The sequence below is a fragment of the Streptococcus oralis genome (genome assembly GCF_001983955.1).
GTDB lineage: Bacteria > Bacillota > Bacilli > Lactobacillales > Streptococcaceae > Streptococcus > Streptococcus jiangnanensis.
In genome coordinates, this window is record NZ_CP019562.1 from 1781719 (window position 1) to 1802500 (window position 20782).

The window sequence follows — 20782 nt, forward strand, 5'->3', positions numbered from 1 at the left end:
AACACATTTGATTTTCTATTCCCTCGTCACTTCATAGTACGGAAGCAAGCGCGCATAAGCCTCTTCTAACTTCTCTAATATCGCTTCTACTGACTGATTTTCTATAAAAGAAACATCTGCCTTAACTAACACTTTACGGACTTCCTGACTTCTCAGCTTCTCGCGTAAAGTACGACGATTTTCTTCATTAGCCTCCATCTTATAACTTTCCCCATTTGAGTAGACTAGATAATAAATTCCTTCTACCGCTGGAAGTTCTAAAACCTTGGCTTGCTTGTCCAAGGTCTGTTCGTCTTTCTTACGCTCGATGAAACTGACTTCCAAAGAAACCCCAAAGTCAGTAGGTGCTCCATATAAACGCAAGGCCATCATAGGTTCTGTCACTTGTCCGTCTCTCTGAAGATAGGCCCAGAAATGCGGCCGCAAGCGTTGCGCTTGGTTCATCCACTGGCTAGTCTGTTGGAGTTGCCATTCTGGATGACTTGCTTGAAAGGTTTTGGCCAATTCTGTGAAAGACTTCCGTGCCTCTTGACCTTTTTGCCGCAAATTCAACATCTTTTCTCTTTCATCGCCAGCTTTATCAGGATTACGGTACTGGACACCTGCAAATGATAGGTATTCTCTAACTGCTTTCAGCATATCTGAATCTTTCCTTTCCTAGCAAAAAATCAGGACAAACCTGATTTTGCTTTGCTTATTCTGCATCTACGACAACATAGCGATTTGGCTCATCGCCTTCAGAGTAACTCGTCACGCCATCCATGCGTGAAATAATGCGATGGATAATCTTGCGTTCGCTATTTGACATTGGATCAGTTTGTTGGCTACGTCCTTCTTCTAAAACGCGAGTCGCCAATTTTTGAGCGTAGGTTTGCAAGACTTCTGCACGGTGTTCAACGTAATCATTGACATTGATCGTGATATAGAAGGTTCTCGAATAGCGATTGTAAAGGTAATTTTGCGCTAACAGCTGAAGAGCTTTCAAGACTTTCCCGTGGTAGCCGATAATACGGCCTGGTTCATTAGTGTCAATTTGAAGATTGATGGTGCGGCGATTGTAGTCGCTTGAAATCGTCCCTTCAACATCCATATCATCTACAATGGTTTGAACGTAGCTAGCTACTTCTGTTGCCACTTGTTCGATGTCATAACTTGGTTCTACTTTCAAGCCTAAATCTTCCAAAGACTGGCTTGTTGTTTCCTGCGTTTCAGTTTCTTTTTCTGGAGCAGATTCCACTTCCTCGGTAGTATTCTCTGGTTCCAATTCATTTAAAATTGAAATATGGCCTGTTTCTTCCAAAATCGTGCTGGCATGTTTTTCATTTTTCAAGATTTCAGCCTTGACCTCTTCAGAGACACCTTGACCTTCTTCTTCAATCTTCTTAATCGCTTCAACTACATGCCCCAAATCAACAGTTGCTTCACTTACTGTTTTCACGGGTTCATTTTTTTCATTAACTTCTTTTGGAACCCCTTTAATGGCCTGCTGGTTGGCTTTGATCACTGTCGTTTCACTAATGGCTTCGATATCAACTTGAGCTGGCTTCTTACCAAACAAGCCTAAGAATCCTTTTTTCTCTTTCGAAACGACCTTGATGTGGGCCTTCATTCTTGGAATGTCTAATTCTTTCAATCCTTTTTGGATTGCTTCTTCAACCGTTGAACCTGTAAATAATACCATTACCAGATTCCTCCTTATTTTTTCTTTTTCTGTGCTTTTTTCAAAGCTCTTCTCTTCTTGCCTTCTAAATCTTTTTCTGCTTGCGCCACTGCTTCTCTTTCAGCAATAATCTTGAAAGGATTGTTCAAGAAATAGGTTTGCAGAACTTGGTAAGCATTGGATACGGCCCAGTACAAAGCTACACCACTTGGGGCGGAGATGGCAAAAACAAAGATCAATACGGGCATACCATACATCATCCCTGTCGTAGCTCCACTTTTTTCGGACAAAGCTTTATTCGATAACCAGCTACTCAAGAAGGTAAAGACTGCCGCCAAAATCGGAAGGACAAAACTTGTATCTACTCCTCCCAAATTAATCCATAAAAAGTGACCTGTTTTCAAAAAGTCTACTCGACTCAAGGCTTGAAAGAGTGCCAAGAGAACCGGCATTTGTATTAAAATCGGCCAGAGAGAGGATGAATGTTTGATCCCTAACTCTTTATAAACCTTACGCATCTCCTGGTCTAGCTTGGTTCTACTTTCCATATCACGACCCGGATATTGCTCTCGCAAAGCCTTGATGCGTGGTTGAGCCTCTTGCATTTTTCTAGAGGCAACCATCTGTGTCTGAAAGACCGGCAATAAAATCGTCCGGATCAAAATCGTAAAGAGGATAATCCCCACTCCGATACTAATGTCAAAGGACAAAAAGCGGATAATTTCAGCAAAAAAATAGACGAATTTGCTCCAAAAGTCTGTTGAGTCTGCTGTTATATCGCTAGCTGTACCATTTGTTGCACAGGCTGTCATGATAAACAAGGACAAGCCCAACAAGCTAGTCAACTGTAGTTTCTTTTTCACTCCCATTTCCTTCCTGGTAAATCTTTGATAACTTTAATACGTGGAGTAGGTTTTTCTCCATCTCTGCATATTCCAAGGTTTCCACCCCTTTTCGGGCAATCACGACAAAATCAACATGCTCTACTAAACTCCCTTTTACACTTTGTAGAATGTGCCGGATTCGTCTCTTGATTTGATTTCTGGTAACTGCATTCCCCAGCTTTTTGCTGACGGACAGTCCTACTCGAAAATGGTTTTGCTGGTTTTCCAATTGGTAGACAACAAATTTTCGATTGGCAAAACTTGTTCCGTCCTTGAAAATCGCCTTAAAATCTTTCTCTCTTTTTACACGAAAGCTTTTCTTCAAAACTCAACTCCATCTATTAAATTACTACTATTATACCATATTTTTTGAAAAAGCCAATAACAGCAAGGTTTTAGACATTTTCTACATAAAAAAAGCTGGAAAATCTCTTTCCCAACTTCTTTTTACAATCAAATTTTACGTGTATTTACTTATTTTTTCAAGCGTTCAACATCGCGTGCAATCACCAATTCTTCATCTGTTGGAATAACCAAGACACGGATTTTCGCTGCATCAGTTGAGATGTCTCCCGTTACACCAAAGACGTTCTTTTCTGGATCCACATCACAACCAAACCAAGAGATACCTGAAATGACATCCTCACGAACCAAAGCAGCATTTTCACCGATTCCTGCTGTGAAGATAATAGCATCTGCCCCATTTAGGACTGCAAGATATTGACCGATATGTTTTTGGATACGATCGACATACATTTCATAAGCCAAAGTCGCATCATGGTCTCCTGCTTCCATGGCAGCAATCACATCACGCATATCGCTTGACTGACCAGAAACTCCCATGAGCCCTGATTCACGATTGAGAACGCGACTAATATCTTCAGGGGTATTGAAATCCTCTGTATATTGCATGAGATAAGGGATGATAGCAGGGTCAATATCTCCTGTACGAGTTCCCATCATCACACCGCCGAGTGGTGTGAATCCCATGGAAGTATCCACAGACTTCCCACCCTTAACAGCTGTGATAGAAGCCCCGTTACCAATATGGCAGGTAATCAATTTCAAATCTTCTAGAGGACGGCCCAAAAGTTTCGCTGCTTCTCCTGCGACAAACTGGTGGCTTGTCCCGTGGGCACCATATTTACGAACCTTGTTGTCTGTGTAGTACTTAGTTGGTAGAGGGTAGCGATAAGCCTTCTCTGGCATGGTTGTGTGGAATGAGGTATCAAACACAACAACGCTAGTAATATCCGGAAGCAATTCCTTGAATGCACGAATTCCTGCTGCGTTGGCTGGATTGTGGAGAGGGGCCAAAAGTCCCAATTCCTCAACTTTTTCGAGCACATCTCCCTCAACAACCGTTGATTCCTTGAAGTATTCCCCACCAGCTACAACGCGGTGTCCAACACCTGTAATCTCATCATAAGATTTGATGATATCGAAACGAATCAAGTCATCCAATAAAATTTTAACGGCTTGTGTGTGGTCTTCAATATCAAGAATTTGTTGTTCCGAACGACCGTCAAATTTTACTGTTGAAATTGAATCTTTCAATCCAATACGTTCAATCAAGCCTTTAGCCAAAACTTTCTCTTCTGGCATTTGATAAAGTTGCCATTTCAAGCTTGAGCTTCCGGCATTGATTGCAATTGTTTTTGTCATAAGATGATACCTCTTTTTAAGCGTTTTCATCTATTATAACAAAATCTCTTTTATATTTCATTACCTTTGCTCCAATTTTGAAAATTTTCTTTAAAGGTCAACAAAACTGACGGATCTTGCAAGCTAGTAAGAGGGTAGACAAAGGGTTCTATTTCCTTGTCTCTTTTCTTCTGTAAGACAAAAATACTTTTAGCTTGGTTTGCAGTTGAGAAAATATCCTCTGGCAGAGCGATGATAGCAGCCAGACTCACTTCGTCTTTGAGCCACCCTTTTAATAAGTCACTTTGAGGACTGGTCAATAAATCACTCGGAGCTAGAAAAATAGCATAGCCATCAGACTTAAGGTACTTGAGGCCTTGTTCCATCAGCAAATGATGGGCATAGGTATGCTCTTGACTAGAAGCCACTTGATAGCGCGAAGCGATGGCATCGTCTGGGTAATAACCAACAGGCAAGTCGCTGATGACCACGTCGCTTTCTTTAAGCATTTGCGGACGAACGGCGTCTCCTTGGACAAAACCAGCTTGCAAACCAATCACATCTGCCATACTGGCTGCCAAATCAATCAGCAAGTCATCCACTTCGATTCCCAAGTAATCTACTTTTTTAGAGAGAGAAGTCAAGAAAGTAGCCCCCAAAATCCCCATACCAGAACCGATTTCGAGGATGCTAATTTCCTCTTGTTTAAACAACTCTTCTACAACAAGTACCAAGAGGAGGGAAATGGCATCCGGTGTAAACTGGTGATTGGCCTGTAAAGGTTCCGTTTGTCCTGCCTTCATCAAGAGAAACTGGTAGGTCTTGAGCCACTCTTCCTTGCGAAGCGCTAAGCGTTTAAGGGCTTGATTGTTCTCCTTGACCTGCTCTAGTTCGGTCTCGCCATCCAAATAGATGCTGTTTTGCTCTACCAAGGCGTCATAAAAGTTGGTCACCAAATCACTTTGGATGACTTGGACATTCTCTAGTAAATACGTATAAGCTTGTTCAATTTTTTCAAAATCCATATTCCTATCTTATCAAATTTCCCTCCTTTTTTCCATCTGAAGAGAAAAAATCACTGCTTTAGTCAGCGAGTGATTTTTGGGCTACTGTTAAAAAGAGTTCTGAATAATTTCCTTGAAACAATTCTTCAGCACTATAGAGGATCTGACTGCCAATGCTTGAAAAACCATTCTGAGCGAGCTTGGTTTCCAGTTCAGCTAAATCAAAACCATGATGGTTGGTATCTGTCTTGACAAAATCAGCGATGAGAACTTGTCCATTCTCCCTAAGGTGATGGTAAAACATGGCAAGAGTCGCATCTAGATCAGGCATATGATGAAGAACCCGACTGACAACAATCAGGTCAAATTGCTGTTCCAAGGGATTTGCCAGTAAATCCTGCTCCAAAAACTGGATATTCTTGATGTCTTGTTGCTCTGCTTTCAAACGGGCTTGCTCCAGCATTTTCTCCGAGATATCTACAAGGGTAACCGACTTGGCCTGCTTGGCTAGGGGCAAGGCTAATAGACCCGTCCCTCCACCGAAATCCAGAATTTCTTTGTCTGATAGAAGAGCAATCTGTTTTTCAACTGCTTGACAAACCAAATTTGCAAGAAAGATATTTTTGGGCGAATCAAAAGTTTCTGCTTTGTGATTAAAATCATGTTTCATGCTTTTAGTTTAGCACAAAGAAGTTGAATTGACTAGGATTTGTCTTTCTTTTCAGGCTTTTCTTCTGATTTTTTCTTCCCTGCTTGATTGCTTGAATCAGTCGCTACCTCTTCCTTTTTAGCTGTTTTCTTTTCTTGGTTTTTCATCGGAGGAAAGAGAAATTCATAGTTGCCCTTATTCATACGAACACTTGTTGCAAAACCTGTTTTCGTATTGTGATACCTGACTTTTCCTAAGTTAAAGACTCGTTCTCCACTTTCTTGTTCAACCTTATCTTTACTTCGCTTGGCCATGGCAAAAGCTGCCAACTTTTCTTTGTTTAGGGCAAAGTCTTTGTGATGGGCTACTTGCCGATTTAAATAAAACTGCAACAAAAGGCTAAAAATAGCTGCCATGGTAACTGCATATAAAAGAACGCCTGCCTTAACTTTTTGTTTTTTCCACACGATAGATGAACTCCCTTTCTAAGCCCTTTTGAAATTGGAAACGAAAGCGAACCAATTGATTTTCCTCTGTAATTTGAGCTGATTTGAGTCCATAAACCATAGGTTGGTAGCCCCGTCCGCTGGTATCCGTTTTTCGAAAATCATCCGATTTAGACTTCCCTATAGAGATATTCTTACCATCTTGTTTCATGTAGAGGCGATTGCCTTCTACCTTTTCAAACTGCGAACGCTCTAACTCTGCCTCCAGTTGATCCACAAACAAGAGCCACTCCTTTTGCTCGCTTTGCTGCTGGTAACGAACTTCTGAAATGAGGAGCTGACTCATAGCCTGAAAGAGGAGCAAGCCTCCGCTAATGACGATAAGGGCAATCAGAGATTCTAATAGAGTGAACGCTCTTACCTTACTGCTCTTTAAGGTCGAGCAACTTATCTGAACCATGGTAGACCTCCAATCCCTTTTCACTAGCAAACACCTGAACCTCCACTCCGTTTATGTTTACCTGATTTTGACCTGTTTGCAAGGCCATCTTCGCCACACGCAAGACTTCTTCCTTTTGCAAGATTTCTGCCTCTTCTTGTCTATTTTTCTGAATTTGTCCCAAAAGAAGGGTCGCAATGCTGGCAAACACAGCCAAAGCTACTACTGCTTCTAGTAAGATCACTGCCTTAATTTTTTGTTTCCTTAATGCGTTTAATTTTTCCATTTCCTAGATATAATTGATAACGAATCGCTCCTTTGCTGGTCTGAAATTCAACCTTAGCCAGGGACGAATTGCCCCCAGCTCGGTCAAATATAATGCTTTGTCCCGATGGTGCCTGAATTCCTTTAGGAACTGTCAACTTTTGATTGCCATTGCTGATCGTCTGTCCATCTAAGTTCAGACTAGTCTTTTGCTGACTGGCTACACTGCGTTTTTGCGTTTCCCGATAGAGTTCTTCAAACTCCATAAAGAAAATCTGCTCCTCTACCGCCGCAAAACTGGATTGAACAGAACCGGACAAGCCCAAAGCAAGGATACTCACAAGTCCCAAAACTAAGAGACTTTCAAGCATAGTAAAAGCCTTAATCTGCAACAGTTTGACTTGTTTTTTGTTTTGCATGGTAGTCTTTATAAGCTTTAGCTTGCTCAGCTGTGATACGACCGTCTGCTTGTAATTTGCTAAGGCTAGCATCTTCATTCTTGTCCAGACTATAGAGCTCTGCCTGGCTTTCTACGACCTTGACAACAGCAGCTTTTCCTTTATCATCTACGGCATCCTTTTGCTTGGTCAAATTGGGCACAAAGAGCAAGAGAAGAACACTGATGATTAAAAGGACGACTAACATTTCTACCAAAGTGAAAGCTTTAACCTTGGCTTTTTTTAAATTTGTCATGAGTTTTTTCATTTTAAAAATTTACCTCCATATTTTGATACATGGGCATAAGCATTGCCGCATAAAGTAAAACGATAATCAGGGCCACAAAGATAAAAACCAGTGGCTGCACTAAGTTCATAGTGCGGTTGACTCGGGTAAAAAAGGCTTCCCAAGTTTTTTCAGCATAGATTTCCAACTCACTCCCCAGCTTGGACTTGACTTCCCCATACTCGATGATGAGACTCAACTCCTTTTTAAAGAAAGGATAGGTCGCTATGGTTTGAGAAAATTCGCGGCCATTTTGCAGGGCTTGAGCCATATCTTGACCGATTTCTTTAAAGAGCTGGGAACCTTGTTCCTGCATGATCTGAAAAATCTGCGTCAGCTCCATTCCCTGCGAAATCATATTGCCCCATTCACGCGCATAATAGGCCGTCAGATAGGTCTGGACAAAGATTCCCAGAAAGGGAATCCGTGCTAACATTGAGAAGACCCGCATCTTGGAACTTCTTTTGTAGAAAGTGAGGGCTAAAAGTACAGATAGAGAGCAAACCAACACTAGTCCCAGAAATATTTGTGGCAGATTTCCAATGATTTGGGTGGCGATATTGCTACTGTCCAGTTGGGGAAGTAGATAGTTTCTCAACCCCAGCATGATTAGCAGGAGAAATCCCAGCAAAATCAAAGGATAGGTCGCTACTTCGATTAACTTTTTCTTGACCTTGGACAAATTATCCAGATATTCTTCTATCTTCCCCAGACTCAGGTGAAGATTTCCATGCACTTCAGCTAGAGATAACTGGGTCACAATAGCACTTGAAAAGCCTAAACTAGCCATCATTTCTGAGAATGATTTACCCTGAGACAAGCCTTGGTGCATCTGGGCCACATAGTCCTTTTCCAGCAGGGCACTTCTGCCCAAAAAAGAAATAATTTCCACCAAATGAAAGCCGCTGGAGAAGAGATTGTTAAACAAGGTGATGATTTTCTTCTGCTTAGCTGTAGCTAATTTTTTCCGTTTCAGCCTGAAGACTTGTGATATATCCATCTTTAAGAAGCTGACCAATCTGCTCATTCCAGCTAGTTGGCTGGTGTTCTTGATAGTCTTTGTTTGCAAAGTCAACGATTCCTCCTCCCCCGATTAATCTCTGGTAGCAGACTCCTTGCAGGACAACTGCTAGTTCCTCCTCCGTCACACCCAACTCCAGAAGGCGTTCATAAACACCTCGGATACTCTTGGCATGAATAGTTGAAAAGACTGTCGCCCCTGTCAAACTGGCTCTAACTACTGCACGCGCCGTCTCGCTATCCCGAATTTCACCGATAATCAAGAGGTCAGGGCGATGCCGAAGAGACAGTTTGATCAGATTTTCATAGGTCAATCCAATCGCCTCATTCAACTGCAACTGGAGCATGTCTTCCTGCTTGATCTCGACAGGATCTTCAATGGACATAACCTGCTGTCCTTTAAACAGAGACTTGGCTAATTCGTGCATCAGAGTCGTCTTGCCACTGCCGACCGGACCAGCAAAGAGATAGAGGCCCCGTTGCCTGTACTGCTCACCCAGTTCGTTCATATCCTGAAACCAGAAATGCAGGTCCTGTTCCTCATCGTGCAACAAACGAATGACCAAACTCTCATGTCCCCGATAATCTCCTACGGTGGACAAACGCAGAGAAGACACCTTCTCCCCATGCTGATAGTCGCAAGATCCCAGCTGACTACGTCTCTTCTCCCCTACATTCATACCCGCCACAAACTTGAAATGACTAATCACTGCAGCTAAAATATCAAACTCATAGGAGTCAACTAGACACCGTTCGTCTCCAACCCGCATGTGAAGTTCGTAGGACTTTTCCTTGGGGATAAAATAGATATCCTGAGCCTTCTTTTCTTTCGCAGTAGCAATAATTTTCTGTGCAATTTCTTGTACCATACCGCCCTCCTTACCTAACTATTCGCAAAAAAATAAAAAAAATAAAAAGCAACTTAAAAAGTTACTTTTTTATCTCCATTTCATACGGCAAGAACGGTGTTTTTCTTGACCTGTTTGTTTTTCGTAGCCTGGACGTAGCTTTTCATCGGGGATGACTTGCTCATCCTGTAAAAGTGCCAAAGAATGATACTGCTGCAAATACTCATCGCACTCATCACACCAGCGTTGGTCGGCAGGATCCCAAAAAATAGTCATCAAATCACTCCGACTCTTATAAAGAGGATTCTTCTTTTCCAGCTCAAACCAGCATGATTTATAATATTTTAGAGCATCATAATACTTGTCAAAAGATTGACTCATGATGACATCTTCTTCCCAACCTTCTATGAACCACCACGGTTCAAAATCCCCATACATTTCTATAACACGATACATTCTTACTACTTCCTTTGTATCGTATATTATATCTAATTTTTTATTACAAGAAAAGGATTTTGCTTGCCTTTCCCTTTAGGAAGACTTCTTTAAATATCTTTTTCAGCCTATCATAAAAATAGGAGTCCTTTATTGACCCCTATTTTTATCTTCTTAGGCTTGATAACGTTTCACACCATCTAGATAGGTTGCTACCAATTCCAAATCTTTATCTAGTACGATAAAGTCGGCGTCGTAACCTTCACGGATTTGACCACAGACATCATCGATGTGAACAGATTTTGCTGGGTTGAGGCTGGCCATCATGACTGCTTCATGCGGATTCGCAATGCCCCATTCGACCACATTCTTCAAACCATCTTTGAGTTTAAGGATAGAACCTGCCAAATTGCCTGTAGATTTGAGGCGAGCAGTTCCATTAGCAACAACTACTGGGAATTCTCCCAACATGTAATCTCCATCTTCCAAGCCACCAGCTGTCATACAGTCTGTGATAAGAGCAATATTTTCTGTTCCTTTTTGCTTGAGCAAAATATCACAGGCCTTTGGATCTACGTGGTGACCGTCACAGATCAACTCTGCATAAGTATGTGGCAATTCATACATGGCTCCCACCATACCGAGCTCACGGTGAGTCAACCCACGCATCCCATTGTAGGCATGTACCCAAACGCTTGCTCCAGCGTCGACTGCTTTTTTAGCTTCATCAAAAGTCGCATTGGAGTGCCCAAGAGCAACAGTCACTCCTTCACCCGTAACTGTACGAACAAAGTCTTCTACACCTTCACGTTCTGGCGCAAGGGCAATTTTATTGAGCAGGCCATTGGCTGCTTTTTGCCAAGCACGAAACTCATCCATACGAGGGTCTTTCATATAAGCAGGGTTTTGGGCTCCCTTGTATTTCTCTGTGAAATACGGACCTTCAAAATAGATCCCACGAATCTTGGCTCCACTTGCTTCCTGGTAACGAGCACCGATATTTTCAGTTACTGCAAGCAACTGCTCGTAAGAGGAAGTCAAGGTCGTTGGCAAGAAGCTGGTAACACCCGTGCTAAGTAGACCTTCACTCATAGTATGAAGGGTACCTTCGATGTTATTGTCCATGACATCGACACCACCAAATCCATGAATGTGGGTATCCACAAGTCCTGGTGCAATGCTGTAGCCTGTATAGTCAATGACGTCAGAGCCTTCAGGAATCTGTTCTACATGTTTGCCAAACTTGCCATCCACAAGTTCCAAGTAACCGCCACGACGAACTCCGTGTGGGTAGAAAAACTGATCCGCTTTAATATAATTAGGCATAATGATAACCTCCTTGATAGATTGATTCTAGAATTTATTATGTCAATTACATTATAAACCTTTCTTTTTCATTTGTAAATGGTATAGACCTATTTTCTAGAGATATTTTAAAAGAGCTGGATTTCTCCAACTCTTTAATTTTATTTTGATTTTACAGGCAGTTCTTGAGCAGCCTTAACAGCAGCTGCAATCGTTTCTGCGTATAGCTTAGCACCTTCTTCGAGCTTGCTATTGTCATTCCCAAAGTGGACTTGGTCGGTTCCAGCCCAGATTTCAGGGTGTTCCTTAGCAACCTTATTCCAGTCAGCTATGCTCACGTAAGGATTCTTTTCAGCTAATTCCCGTGCATAAGCCGCATACTGCTCCACTGATGTGTAAGTGTCCTTGCTCTTGTCTCCCTCATAAGGTGTCACCAGTATCAGATGGTGTCCTTTCGGTAGATTGTTCACGATGCTGTCCAAATCATTCTTATAGCCTTCAGGATTATTGACTCCCGTTGCAATGACAACTGTTTTTAGCAGTGCCTTGTTCTGACTGTTATTGAGCATGATGTCATTGGCTTGCTTGGTCGTTCGACTAACCTGGGCATTGATATTCGCTTCAGGAAGTGCCTCTTGTAAGGCTGTATTGGCACGCAAGGCTACCGAATCTCCTATTAGGCTTGTTCCCTCAGAAATTCCTAAACGACTCAGTTCAGCTTGTTCAGCAAGAGTCTTTGTTTGTCCTATATTGGTCTGAGCTTGTTTGAAACCATTGACCATCAAGCCTGTCTCAAAAGCTCCAACTTGAGGAGCCACAGCTATGATAATCAAGGCAATCAGGGTAAGAATGCCAGCACCAGCAGCACTAATTGGTTTAATATGAGGCAATCGACTAATCTTCCGTATTAAAGGATTGGATTTACCGGCAATCAACGGCTCAACAATATAGAAGGATAGGATAGCAAAGAAATAAGAAAAGATGATTGTCAGAATAACAGCAGGCAGATTACTCATCAACTGAGAAAAGATAATATAAAAAGGCCAGTGGAAAAGATAAACCGCGTAGCTGGTATCCGCTAAAAATGTAATGATCCGAGGTTCTTGTATCTCAGGCGTTTTCTCATGCAAGACACGCGCAGCAAAAATCATAGCCACTGCCGCTAAACTTGCTAGCAAGAAGCCAAATAAGTACGCAAACAGGTAAGTGAACTTGACAAAGAAAGTCAAGAGCACTAACACCAAAAGCCCCGCAATAAACACCAGTAGATTTTGACGAAGGTCCCACATCCGGTCAAACTGCTTGACTAAATCGCTCGTCTGACGAACCCCCACAACTGTCGCCAAAATGCTTCCTAAAAAGAAGGGATAGACATGGGTCAAACTTGAAAAGTAGACAGATGAATAGGAACTCGCCATTAGACTACCAATAAACATGGAGAAAAAACTAATGATAAAAGCTCCCGCAGAAAGGAGAAAGACCATCCCTCTCAATTGACTACTAGATTTTGAACGTTTCGATAAGAACCAAACCGCTAAGCCCCAAAGGATATAGTAGTGAACCTCAACAGCTAGGCTCCAGTTGTGAACAAAGAGATGCGGAATGAACTGGGATTCATAACTGCCCCCTGTTAACATTTCGTAGAAGTTGGTCATAAAACCGAGAACTCCAGCAACCTGGCCACCAATTCCAGCAACATAGTCTTGACGAACCAAGAAAGTAAAAGGCATGGTCACCAAAACCATCAGCACCACAGGTGGCACGATACGATAAAACCGTCTCTTAAAAAAGCCTAGTAAATCAATCTGGCGTGCCTTCCCAAATTCTTCTAAAAGGAGGGAGGTGATCAAAAACCCTGAAAAAGTGAAAAAGACATCTACCCCAAAGAAGCCTCCAGGAAAGATCGTTTGAAAGAAGTGGTACAAAAGCACCAAAAGTAAACCTGTAATCCTAATCAAGGAAAACCATTTAATACGCATACGAGTCTATTCTCCATTAAATTAGGAAGCAAAACACCACCTAATTTCCATTCCATTATACTCCCTATTCTATCAAAAAAATAGGAAAAATCCTAAGAGAAAACTTAGGATTTTGGCATTCTATTTTTACACTTTAGAAATTGCGCCCTGACTTGTTGTAGCCATATTTTTCTACAAAATACTCACGAAATTCCAAGAGATTATCATCCATGATGGCTTGGCGGACCTGCTTCATCAAATTGAGCAAGAAGTAGAGATTGTGATAACTAGTCAAGCGGATACCGAAGGTTTCATCAGCCTTGAGCAGGTGACGAAGATAAGCGCGTGTGTAGTTCTTACATGTGTAGCAATCACACTCAGGATCCAGTGGCGTAAAATCTTCAGCGAATTGGGCATTCTTGACAACCAAACGACCTTGGCTGGTCATACAAGTTCCGTTACGAGCGATACGAGTCGGCAAGACACAGTCAAACATATCCACACCACGAATGACCCCATCGATCAAGCTGTCTGGCGCTCCGACACCCATCAAATAGCGAGGTTTGTTTTCAGGAAGAAGTTGAGTTGTGAAGTCCAAGACTGCATTCATTTCTTCGTGCGTTTCTCCCACTGCCAAACCACCGATAGAGTAGCCTGGGAAATCCATGCTGACAAGGTCATGAGCTGACTGACGGCGAAGATCTTCAAAGCCCGCTCCCTGTACAATTCCAAACAAACCTTGGTCATGCGGACGACGATGAGCCTTCAAACCACGCTCAGCCCAACGACTGGTACGTTCGATTGATTTCTTAACGTAATCATAGGGTTGGTAAAACTGAGGACATTCGTCAAAGGACATCATGATGTCTGAACCCAGATTATTCTGAATAGAGATGGCCTTTTCTGGTGATAGGAACATCTTGGAGCCATTGAGATGGTTTTTAAAGGTTACTCCTTCTTCGGTGATATTTCGGCTATCTGCTAGGGAATAAACCTGGAAGCCACCACTGTCTGTCAAAATTGGTTGGTCCCAGTTCATAAATTTGTGGAGACCACCTGCGCGTGCGATGAGTTCGTCCCCAGGGCGAAGCCAGAGATGATAAGTATTAGAGAGGATAATTCCTGATCCCATCTCCTTCAACTCCTCTGGCGACTGGGTCTTGACAGTAGCTTGGGTCCCAACTGGCATAAACATAGGTGTCGGGAAGGTACCGTGCGGAGTGATGATTTCTCCCAGACGAGCTCCTGTATGTTTTTCTTTCTTAATCAAACGGTATTTGATTGGTGAATCTGACATTTTTTACCTCCGAAGCTGGGAAAAACAGTCCCAGTTCATACTTTGTGCCCAAAGGCATACTGTATGATTTTATCAAAAAAACCAGGAACTGTCACGAACTATGGTATAATGAGAGAATGAAATACCCAAAAATTGATTTAAAAAACATTCGTCTGCAGACGAGGCAGTTTCAGGCTGAAAATCCCCGCCTCTTTCTCGTCTATCTCTTACCTAGCATACTGGTCATCTTATCAGGCTTTCTCAACCCCTTGGCTCGTCTCCAAGAAAGTGTTTTAGAGCAATCCTTTTTCAGCATGTTGGCACAAGTACTCCAAGCCTATCTCTTCCCACTAGTGGTTTCTTTTTTGAGCACGATTTTTCTAGCAGGTGCTGCTTTTGCGACACTCCGACTCCTCAAGGATCCTGATACGAACCTCTCAGTAAAATCAAGCCTGGCCCTCTTTGCTGCAGAGCGCTTCTCGCAAACCTTCCTAACTCTGCTCCTCAAACGTTTCTACCTCTTTTTATGGAGCATTCCAAACTTAGTAGGCGTTTATTTTCTCTTTTATAGCAATCTCTTAGCTCGGAGATTTGTCGCCCTACATCCTGAATTTCCAAAATTAGACCTCTCATCCGTTGAAACAGAGCAGTTCCTTATGACCTTTGGCCTCTACTTTTTCGCGAGTCTCATCTTGATGATTGTAGGGAACATCCTCTACGTACCGCAACATTATGCCTACTCGCAAGTAGAATTCCTCCTCTGCGACACTCTGGATTTAGGACAGGCTAAACCCCGTCAAATCCTGAAAACCAGCCGTTTCTTGATGAAAGGTTACAAATTCCAGCGCTTTGTCCTCGACCTACAACTACTCCCTTGGTACTTCCTCAACTGGATCACTTTTGGAATTGCTAGCTTTTCACTCCTTCCCTATATCCAGAACAATCACATCTTCTTTTACAGAGCCCTACTAGCCCGTAAACGTCGAAATGGATAAGAGTCTACAAAAACCAGCGTCGTTCAGGACGCTGGTTTTTTTATTTCAAAAGTAACATACTCAGCAGAGTCAAAATAGCAGGCCCACCTTGCTTCAGAAGAATCTTCTTGTTTATCCTAAAGGATTGACACAAAAAAAGAAGCGAGAACTCAATCAGTTCCCAACTTCCATTTTAATGATTAGTTCATTGAAACGTGAACGTGGTCATAGTGGTTTTCGGTTACGCTACCACGGTCTGGCATTGGATTCCACGTATAGGCTGGTCCATATTTACTATCATATGGAGCGTAGAAACGTTGTTTCCAGATGATATAGTTGATACCACGGCTAGCCATATTTTTGACTGCATATTCCGCGATTTGATCACCAAGTGCTGAACTCACTGGAACCATAAAGTCGATGGCCAAACCTTTCCCATGGTCGCCACTGTCTCCAGGACGGTAACCACTAAAGGATGTGATGCCAAACAAGTTGGCGATTTCTTCCTTAAAGGCTGCCGTTTGCGGTTGAAGACCAGCATTCTCAGACTTAGCTACAGCAAGTCCTGCATAGTCAGGAGCCGCTGGAGCTGAATATGTTCTTGAAGGAGTTTGGCTTTGCTCTGCTTGATAAGTCGAAGTTGCAGTGTCAGAAGTTGCTGTTGATACTGCTTCTTCTGTTGCACTTGATCCTGTTGTATCAGCAGGTGTTTCAGTTGCTGGAGCAGCTGCTACTGGGGCTTCTGCTGGAGTTGTTGCTGCCGTTTCTTCGGTAGCTGGAGTCGCCACTTGTGGAGCTTCTTCAACTGGGCGAGTTGTTTCTGCTACTAGTGCTTCCGCTGGAGTCGTTTCAGCTGTTTCTTCAGCTACAGATGTTTCTGTAGATGGTGTCTCTTCAGCAACTGTCGCTGTCTCAGAAACTTCTGAACTTGGCGCTACTTCTGCTGGTTTTTCAGTCTCTGTTGCAGTTGGAGCTTCCTCAATTGGTTGAGAAAGGTCTTCTACTTGAACTGTTTGTTCATCGACTGTCACTTGATTCGTCGTCAAATCAGCTGTTGCAGTCGTCACTTCTTCACTAGCATCTGATTGAGGAGCTTGGATTTCAACTTCCGTTACCTCTTCTGCCTCATTGACAGTTGTAGTGAGGACAGTATCTGGGAAAATCAAGTCCATATTGGTGATTTTGTTCAAATTAGCAAGAACCGTCACATCTACTCCCAAAGCTTCTGCAATCGTGCTCAGGGTATCACCATACTGAACTGTATAGCTGTTTTTGTTCTCGTTTTTCGTCACATCATTTTGGATTTGCTCAACGCTACGTGCTGTCCAAGAGATTTCTTGAGCTTTCGCTCCTAATGTGGGAGCAAGAGACAAGGCTACTGTTGAGGCTAAAATAATTCTTTTCTTCATTCGTTCATATTCCTTTCAAATGAGTACCTGTCTATCATAACACAAAAAAAGCAGAAAAAAAGCCCTCTCGGGCCTATTTAACAGAACTGTCTATTCCTTGTAACAAACTCGATTACTTGAAATAGTTTGTTAGGTTTCTGTCACAAAACTGACACAATCTTCTCATCACTTATCCTCAAAAATATAAGGAATATCTGCTAGTACTTGAATCCTCTGATTCCCTTCATAGGAGGATTCTAAAAAGTTAATACTTTGAATACCGCTATTCTGGGCAAATTCCACATCCAAAGTCCGATCCCCTATATAATAGGTTTTCTCAAAATCCAGCTGATACTTGTCTAGTAGATAGTTAGCCGCTTCTGGACTAGGCTTGCGCTCAAAACCACTCTGACTAGTTAGAATCTCTGTGAAATAGGACTCCAACCCCAAGGCTCTGAGAATGGTAAAAGCATTGCCCCCCTTATGAGTATAGACAAACTGCTGAATCCCTGCTTGGTCTGCCCAAGCTAGCACTTCACGCGCACCTGGCATCAAAACTACCTGAGCATTCTTCTCAGACAGACTCTGAGCACGCACCTGATTGAGAACCGCCGCATCCAAATCTCTTTCCTCTGCCACTTGCTCCAGCAAATCCTGCACAGAATACCTGAGGATAAACTCTCTCACTTTTTCCTTATCATAAGGAATAGAAAATTGAGCAAAGGTCTCCTCAATCCCTGACAAAATCGCTTCGTAAGAGTCCAATAAAGTCCCGTCTAAATCCCAAATAAATGCTGTTTTTTGCATTTCCTATCCTTTCAAGCTCATATAACGCTGGTAACGGTAACGTAGAAATAACCAGCGAAAACCATTATCCAAGAGAGTCCCTGCCCAAATACCAGGCAAGCCCCAACCAAGAACAATACCCATCAGATATCCTGTTCCAATGCGAATACACCACATTCCTATACTTGTCGCATAAAAGGGGAGGCGAGCATTTCCCAAGCCCTGCCAAACTGCCGTATATATAACTGTCCCTGTCGCCATGGGGGTTCCTAGTAGAGAGAACAGTGCCACCAAAACGCTCGCTTCAACCGCTACAGGATCGGTCGTATAGAGATGAGTCAATGGTGTCCCCAAGGCATAGATACTGAGAGTTAAGGGCAACATGAGAAGCAGGGAAAGCCAAAAGGTTTGCTTGCTCAAATCATCTACTCTTTCCCAGTTATCCTCTCCAACTGCTCGAGCTACCTGCATGACCGTCGCCGTAGCGACGCCAAAGGCAGGCATATAGTTAAACTGGGTCAAGACTTCTCCGACTGCATTCCCCGCTACTGCCTCCGTCCCAAAAGAAACAACCAAGGCAATAATCACTACATCTCCAGCCCGCATCATAAGTCGCTCTCCTGCCGCTGGCAAAGCCAAGATCAATAGTTCTTTATCTAAAGCAAAAGTCGGTTTCTCAAAAGGCAGCTTTAATTGCGACCACAAAATCACAAGACCGACTAAGCGAGACAAGATAGTCCCCCAAGCAACACCAGCTATGCCCATATCAAGTACAAAAATAGCTAGACTTGAAAAAAGAATATTCAAGGCATTGGATAAAAAACTAACATATAGGGGCAGACGTGGATTATGTGTTGCACGAATCAAAGCCCCCAAACTCGTCATCAAGCCCAAGAGAACAATCGATCCACCCACCAAAGATAGGTAGAGCCCACCACTCTCAGCCACCTCCTGCTCAGTTCCCAAAAGTCCTATCATCTCTTGCCCAGCAAAGATGGATAAAGCGCCTAAAAGTGCACTCAGCAATAGGGTTATCTTGAGAGCCTCTGTCACGTGATAAGCCAACTTGGACTGATCTTTCTGCCCCAAACTTTTTGAAATAACACTGGAGATAGCAGCTCCCAGAGCGATAAAAATCGCCTGGTAAATAGTGATAATATTGCCAGCCACTGAAACACCTGAAATAGCGATCAAGCCCAAGTGGGCGACCAAGTAGCTGTCCACCATTCCCATGAGCATCTGCAAAAAGTTTTCACCCATAGCTGGCAATGCAATATTAAGAATGTCTTTATTTTTCCTAAACACTCTGTCCTCCTGATGAAAAGAAACTCAGTTGGTTTCCCAACCGAGTTTACTCCCTCTTTCTTAAAGTCCTAGATAAGTCTCAACCGCTGCTTGCATGTCAGCAGCTGCCACTGTTGTTTTATGACGAACGGGAGCTGTTTCAAGGCCATCAACCGCTGGTGGCACTGCCACTCCTGAAATGTCATGTAATTGAGCCAAGGCTTCAAAGTCAGTCAAGCCTGCTTTTCCTGTTACCGCTTCTACGGCAACCACTGGGAACTTGTAAGGACTAGCTGTTGAAGCAATCACTGTCTTAGTCGCATCGCCAGTAGCCGCTTGGTATTTTCTATAAACAGCTGAGGCAACCGCCGTATGTGGATCCTCGATGTAGGCATCTGTTTGATAAACACGTTTAATTTCTGTCGCAGTTTCTTCCTCAGTCGCATATTCAGCTACAAAGAGATCCAGAATCGCTGCATCAAAGTCTGTCAATTCATATTGTCCTTGCGTGTTCAAGGCGTTCATGAGTTCAGCTGTCTTAACCGCATCATTCCCCAAAAGATGGAAAATCAAACGCTCCAAGTTTGAAGATACTAAGATATCCATAGATGGACTAGTTGTTACCTTAAACTCACGTTTCTTATCGTAAACACGTGTTTTAAAGAAGTCAGTTAAAACATTGTTGTCATTTGAAGCACAGACTAATTTACCAACTGGCAGACCAATTTTCTTGGCATAAAAGGCAGCCAAGATATTTCCAAAGTTTCCTGTTGGTACTGTAAAATTGACCTTTTCACCAGCCACAATCTCACCAGACTTGATCAACTGAGCGTAGGCATAAACATAATACACAATCTGTGGTACCAAACGACCAATGTTCATAGAGTTAGCTGATGAAAATTGCAGTTTATTGGCAGCCAACTTTTCACGAAGAGCTACATCGTTAAACATATGTTTGACGTTAGTTTGCGCATCGTCAAAGTTACCATCAATAGCAATAACATGAGTATTGTCGCCAGTCTGAGTAGTCATTTGCAACTCTTGTATCTTGCTGACACCATCCTTTGGATAAAAGACGATGATCTCAGTACCAGGCACATCGGCAAACCCTGCCATAGCAGCTTTTCCAGTATCACCAGATGTCGCTGTCAAAATGACAATCTTGTTCTCCAAACCATGCTTTTTAGCGGCTGTCGTCATAAAGTATGGCAAGATAGACAAGGCCATATCTTTAAAGGCAATCGTTGAACCATGGAACAATTCCAAGTTGTATTGCCCATCCAGTTTCACCAATGGCGCAATCGCTGGAGTATCAAACTTGCTATCGTAGGCATTGTTGATACAGTAGTCCAACTCCTCAGCCGTAAAGTCATCTAAAAATGCTGATAAAACTAATTTAGCCACTTCTTGGTAAGAAGCATCTTTTAATGTTTCAAAGTCCAAATCAACCTTTGGATAAGTAAGTGGTGTAAACAGACCACCATCCGTCGCCAAACCTTGCAAAATAGCTTGGCTGGCAGTTACTGTATTATTGGCATCACGCGTTGATTGATAAACTAATGTCATGAATCTCTATCCTTTATCTATAGTCTCTTCCATTATATCATGATTTTTCAGAAAATTCTCCCTTTATAAGAGAAATTATAATCCCAATTCTTTCTTCAAAGGCTCTAAATAAACCATTTCTTGCTTATCTCTTTTCTCCAGTCCCTCCTCAGCAAGGGTGAGTAAGTCTTTAGAAAACTCGAGAACCGCAGCTTCTTCTTCATCTGTGAGTTGTTTTTTAGAAAATTGT

Annotated in this window: 24 protein-coding genes (1 of these 24 cut by a window edge); 1 reads left to right on the top strand and 23 read right to left on the bottom strand. The window is 42.6% G+C overall.

Annotated elements, in window-relative coordinates:
• Positions 1-15 precede the first annotated feature (15 nt).
• The 18 genes from BWR56_RS08810 to tgt form a co-directional block, all read right to left on the bottom strand.
• Positions 16-639: a ribonuclease P gene (locus BWR56_RS08810; protein ID WP_076984829.1), complete on the bottom strand. Its 624-nt coding sequence runs from the start codon at positions 637-639 to the stop codon at positions 16-18.
• Positions 640-694: 55 nt separating this feature from the next.
• Entirely contained in the window at positions 695-1681 is a 987-nt protein-coding gene (gene jag / locus BWR56_RS08815) for an RNA-binding cell elongation regulator Jag/EloR (protein ID WP_070657909.1), read from the bottom strand.
• Positions 1682-1695: 14 nt separating this feature from the next.
• On the bottom strand, positions 1696-2523 hold the full coding sequence (locus BWR56_RS08820) for a membrane protein insertase YidC (protein ID WP_000728097.1): 828 nt from the start codon (positions 2521-2523) through the stop codon (positions 1696-1698).
• Positions 2498-2869 (bottom strand): ribonuclease P protein component, encoded by a 372-nt coding sequence (gene rnpA, locus BWR56_RS08825; protein ID WP_000748120.1) that lies wholly within the window; start codon positions 2867-2869, stop codon positions 2498-2500. Before rnpA ends, BWR56_RS08820 begins: the two co-directional genes overlap by 26 nt.
• A gap of 149 nt (positions 2870-3018) precedes the next feature.
• The gene (locus tag BWR56_RS08830) at positions 3019-4209 is read right to left on the bottom strand and encodes an acetate kinase (protein WP_049505568.1); all 1191 of its coding nucleotides are present in this window, start codon (positions 4207-4209) and stop codon (positions 3019-3021) included.
• 50 nt (positions 4210-4259) lie between these two features.
• The gene (locus BWR56_RS08835; RefSeq protein ID WP_049505567.1) at positions 4260-5213 is read right to left on the bottom strand and encodes a class I SAM-dependent methyltransferase; all 954 of its coding nucleotides are present in this window, start codon (positions 5211-5213) and stop codon (positions 4260-4262) included.
• A 58-nt stretch (positions 5214-5271) separates the two neighbouring features.
• Positions 5272-5862, bottom strand: a complete 591-nt coding sequence (locus tag BWR56_RS08840) for a class I SAM-dependent methyltransferase (protein WP_049505566.1) — start codon at positions 5860-5862, stop codon at positions 5272-5274.
• A gap of 32 nt (positions 5863-5894) precedes the next feature.
• The gene (comGG, locus tag BWR56_RS08845; protein ID WP_049505565.1) at positions 5895-6308 is read right to left on the bottom strand and encodes a competence type IV pilus minor pilin ComGG; all 414 of its coding nucleotides are present in this window, start codon (positions 6306-6308) and stop codon (positions 5895-5897) included.
• Positions 6286-6747 carry a competence type IV pilus minor pilin ComGF gene (gene comGF, locus BWR56_RS08850; protein WP_049505564.1) on the bottom strand — a complete coding sequence of 154 codons (462 nt, stop codon included), beginning with the start codon at positions 6745-6747 and terminating at the stop codon, positions 6286-6288. Before comGF ends, comGG begins: the two co-directional genes overlap by 23 nt.
• Positions 6710-7012, bottom strand: coding sequence for a competence type IV pilus minor pilin ComGE (gene comGE, locus BWR56_RS08855; protein WP_192832458.1), 303 nt, complete (start codon positions 7010-7012; stop codon positions 6710-6712). The genes comGF and comGE overlap by 38 nt, the downstream gene beginning before the upstream one ends.
• The gene (comGD, locus tag BWR56_RS08860; RefSeq protein WP_049505563.1) at positions 6975-7409 is read right to left on the bottom strand and encodes a competence type IV pilus minor pilin ComGD; all 435 of its coding nucleotides are present in this window, start codon (positions 7407-7409) and stop codon (positions 6975-6977) included. Before comGD ends, comGE begins: the two co-directional genes overlap by 38 nt.
• Positions 7372-7695 (bottom strand): competence type IV pilus major pilin ComGC, encoded by a 324-nt coding sequence (comGC, locus tag BWR56_RS08865; RefSeq protein ID WP_000735800.1) that lies wholly within the window; start codon positions 7693-7695, stop codon positions 7372-7374. The genes comGD and comGC overlap by 38 nt, the downstream gene beginning before the upstream one ends.
• Before the next feature lies 1 nt (position 7696).
• Positions 7697-8713 (bottom strand): competence type IV pilus assembly protein ComGB, encoded by a 1017-nt coding sequence (gene comGB / locus BWR56_RS08870; protein ID WP_076984831.1) that lies wholly within the window; start codon positions 8711-8713, stop codon positions 7697-7699.
• A complete protein-coding gene (comGA, locus tag BWR56_RS08875; RefSeq protein ID WP_049505562.1) occupies positions 8661-9602 on the bottom strand; it encodes a competence type IV pilus ATPase ComGA in 942 nt (313 codons plus the stop codon). The genes comGB and comGA overlap by 53 nt, the downstream gene beginning before the upstream one ends.
• Before the next feature lie 69 nt (positions 9603-9671).
• Positions 9672-10037, bottom strand: coding sequence for a DUF1033 family protein (locus BWR56_RS08880; RefSeq protein WP_000286399.1), 366 nt, complete (start codon positions 10035-10037; stop codon positions 9672-9674).
• A 153-nt stretch (positions 10038-10190) separates the two neighbouring features.
• A complete protein-coding gene (gene nagA, locus BWR56_RS08885; RefSeq protein WP_076984832.1) occupies positions 10191-11342 on the bottom strand; it encodes an N-acetylglucosamine-6-phosphate deacetylase in 1152 nt (383 codons plus the stop codon).
• Positions 11343-11482: 140 nt separating this feature from the next.
• A complete protein-coding gene (locus tag BWR56_RS08890) occupies positions 11483-13300 on the bottom strand; it encodes an acyltransferase family protein (protein ID WP_076984833.1) in 1818 nt (605 codons plus the stop codon).
• Positions 13301-13433: 133 nt separating this feature from the next.
• The gene (gene tgt, locus BWR56_RS08895) at positions 13434-14576 is read right to left on the bottom strand and encodes a tRNA guanosine(34) transglycosylase Tgt (protein ID WP_001285237.1); all 1143 of its coding nucleotides are present in this window, start codon (positions 14574-14576) and stop codon (positions 13434-13436) included.
• A gap of 116 nt (positions 14577-14692) precedes the next feature.
• Here tgt and BWR56_RS08900 point away from each other — a divergent pair, with 116 nt between their 5' ends.
• Complete coding sequence (locus BWR56_RS08900) at positions 14693-15550, top strand: DUF975 family protein (RefSeq protein ID WP_049505560.1); 858 nt, start codon at positions 14693-14695, stop codon at positions 15548-15550.
• 179 nt (positions 15551-15729) lie between these two features.
• Here the strand turns inward: BWR56_RS08900 and BWR56_RS08905 are convergent, their stop codons facing one another.
• The 5 genes from BWR56_RS08905 to BWR56_RS08925 form a co-directional block, all read right to left on the bottom strand.
• A complete protein-coding gene (locus tag BWR56_RS08905; protein WP_049505559.1) occupies positions 15730-16938 on the bottom strand; it encodes a LysM peptidoglycan-binding domain-containing protein in 1209 nt (402 codons plus the stop codon).
• A gap of 165 nt (positions 16939-17103) precedes the next feature.
• Positions 17104-17724 carry an HAD family hydrolase gene (locus BWR56_RS08910; protein WP_049505558.1) on the bottom strand — a complete coding sequence of 207 codons (621 nt, stop codon included), beginning with the start codon at positions 17722-17724 and terminating at the stop codon, positions 17104-17106.
• A gap of 3 nt (positions 17725-17727) precedes the next feature.
• A complete protein-coding gene (locus tag BWR56_RS08915) occupies positions 17728-19008 on the bottom strand; it encodes an MATE family efflux transporter (protein ID WP_049505557.1) in 1281 nt (426 codons plus the stop codon).
• A gap of 60 nt (positions 19009-19068) precedes the next feature.
• Positions 19069-20553 (bottom strand): threonine synthase, encoded by a 1485-nt coding sequence (gene thrC / locus BWR56_RS08920; RefSeq protein ID WP_076984834.1) that lies wholly within the window; start codon positions 20551-20553, stop codon positions 19069-19071.
• Between the two features lie 75 nt (positions 20554-20628).
• Positions 20629-20782 carry the 3' portion of a glutamate-cysteine ligase family protein gene (locus BWR56_RS08925; RefSeq protein WP_076984835.1) on the bottom strand. The gene runs 1124 nt beyond the window's last position, so only the last 154 of its 1278 coding nucleotides appear in the window; its start codon lies off the right edge, out of view — the gene reads right to left on this strand; the stop codon is at positions 20629-20631.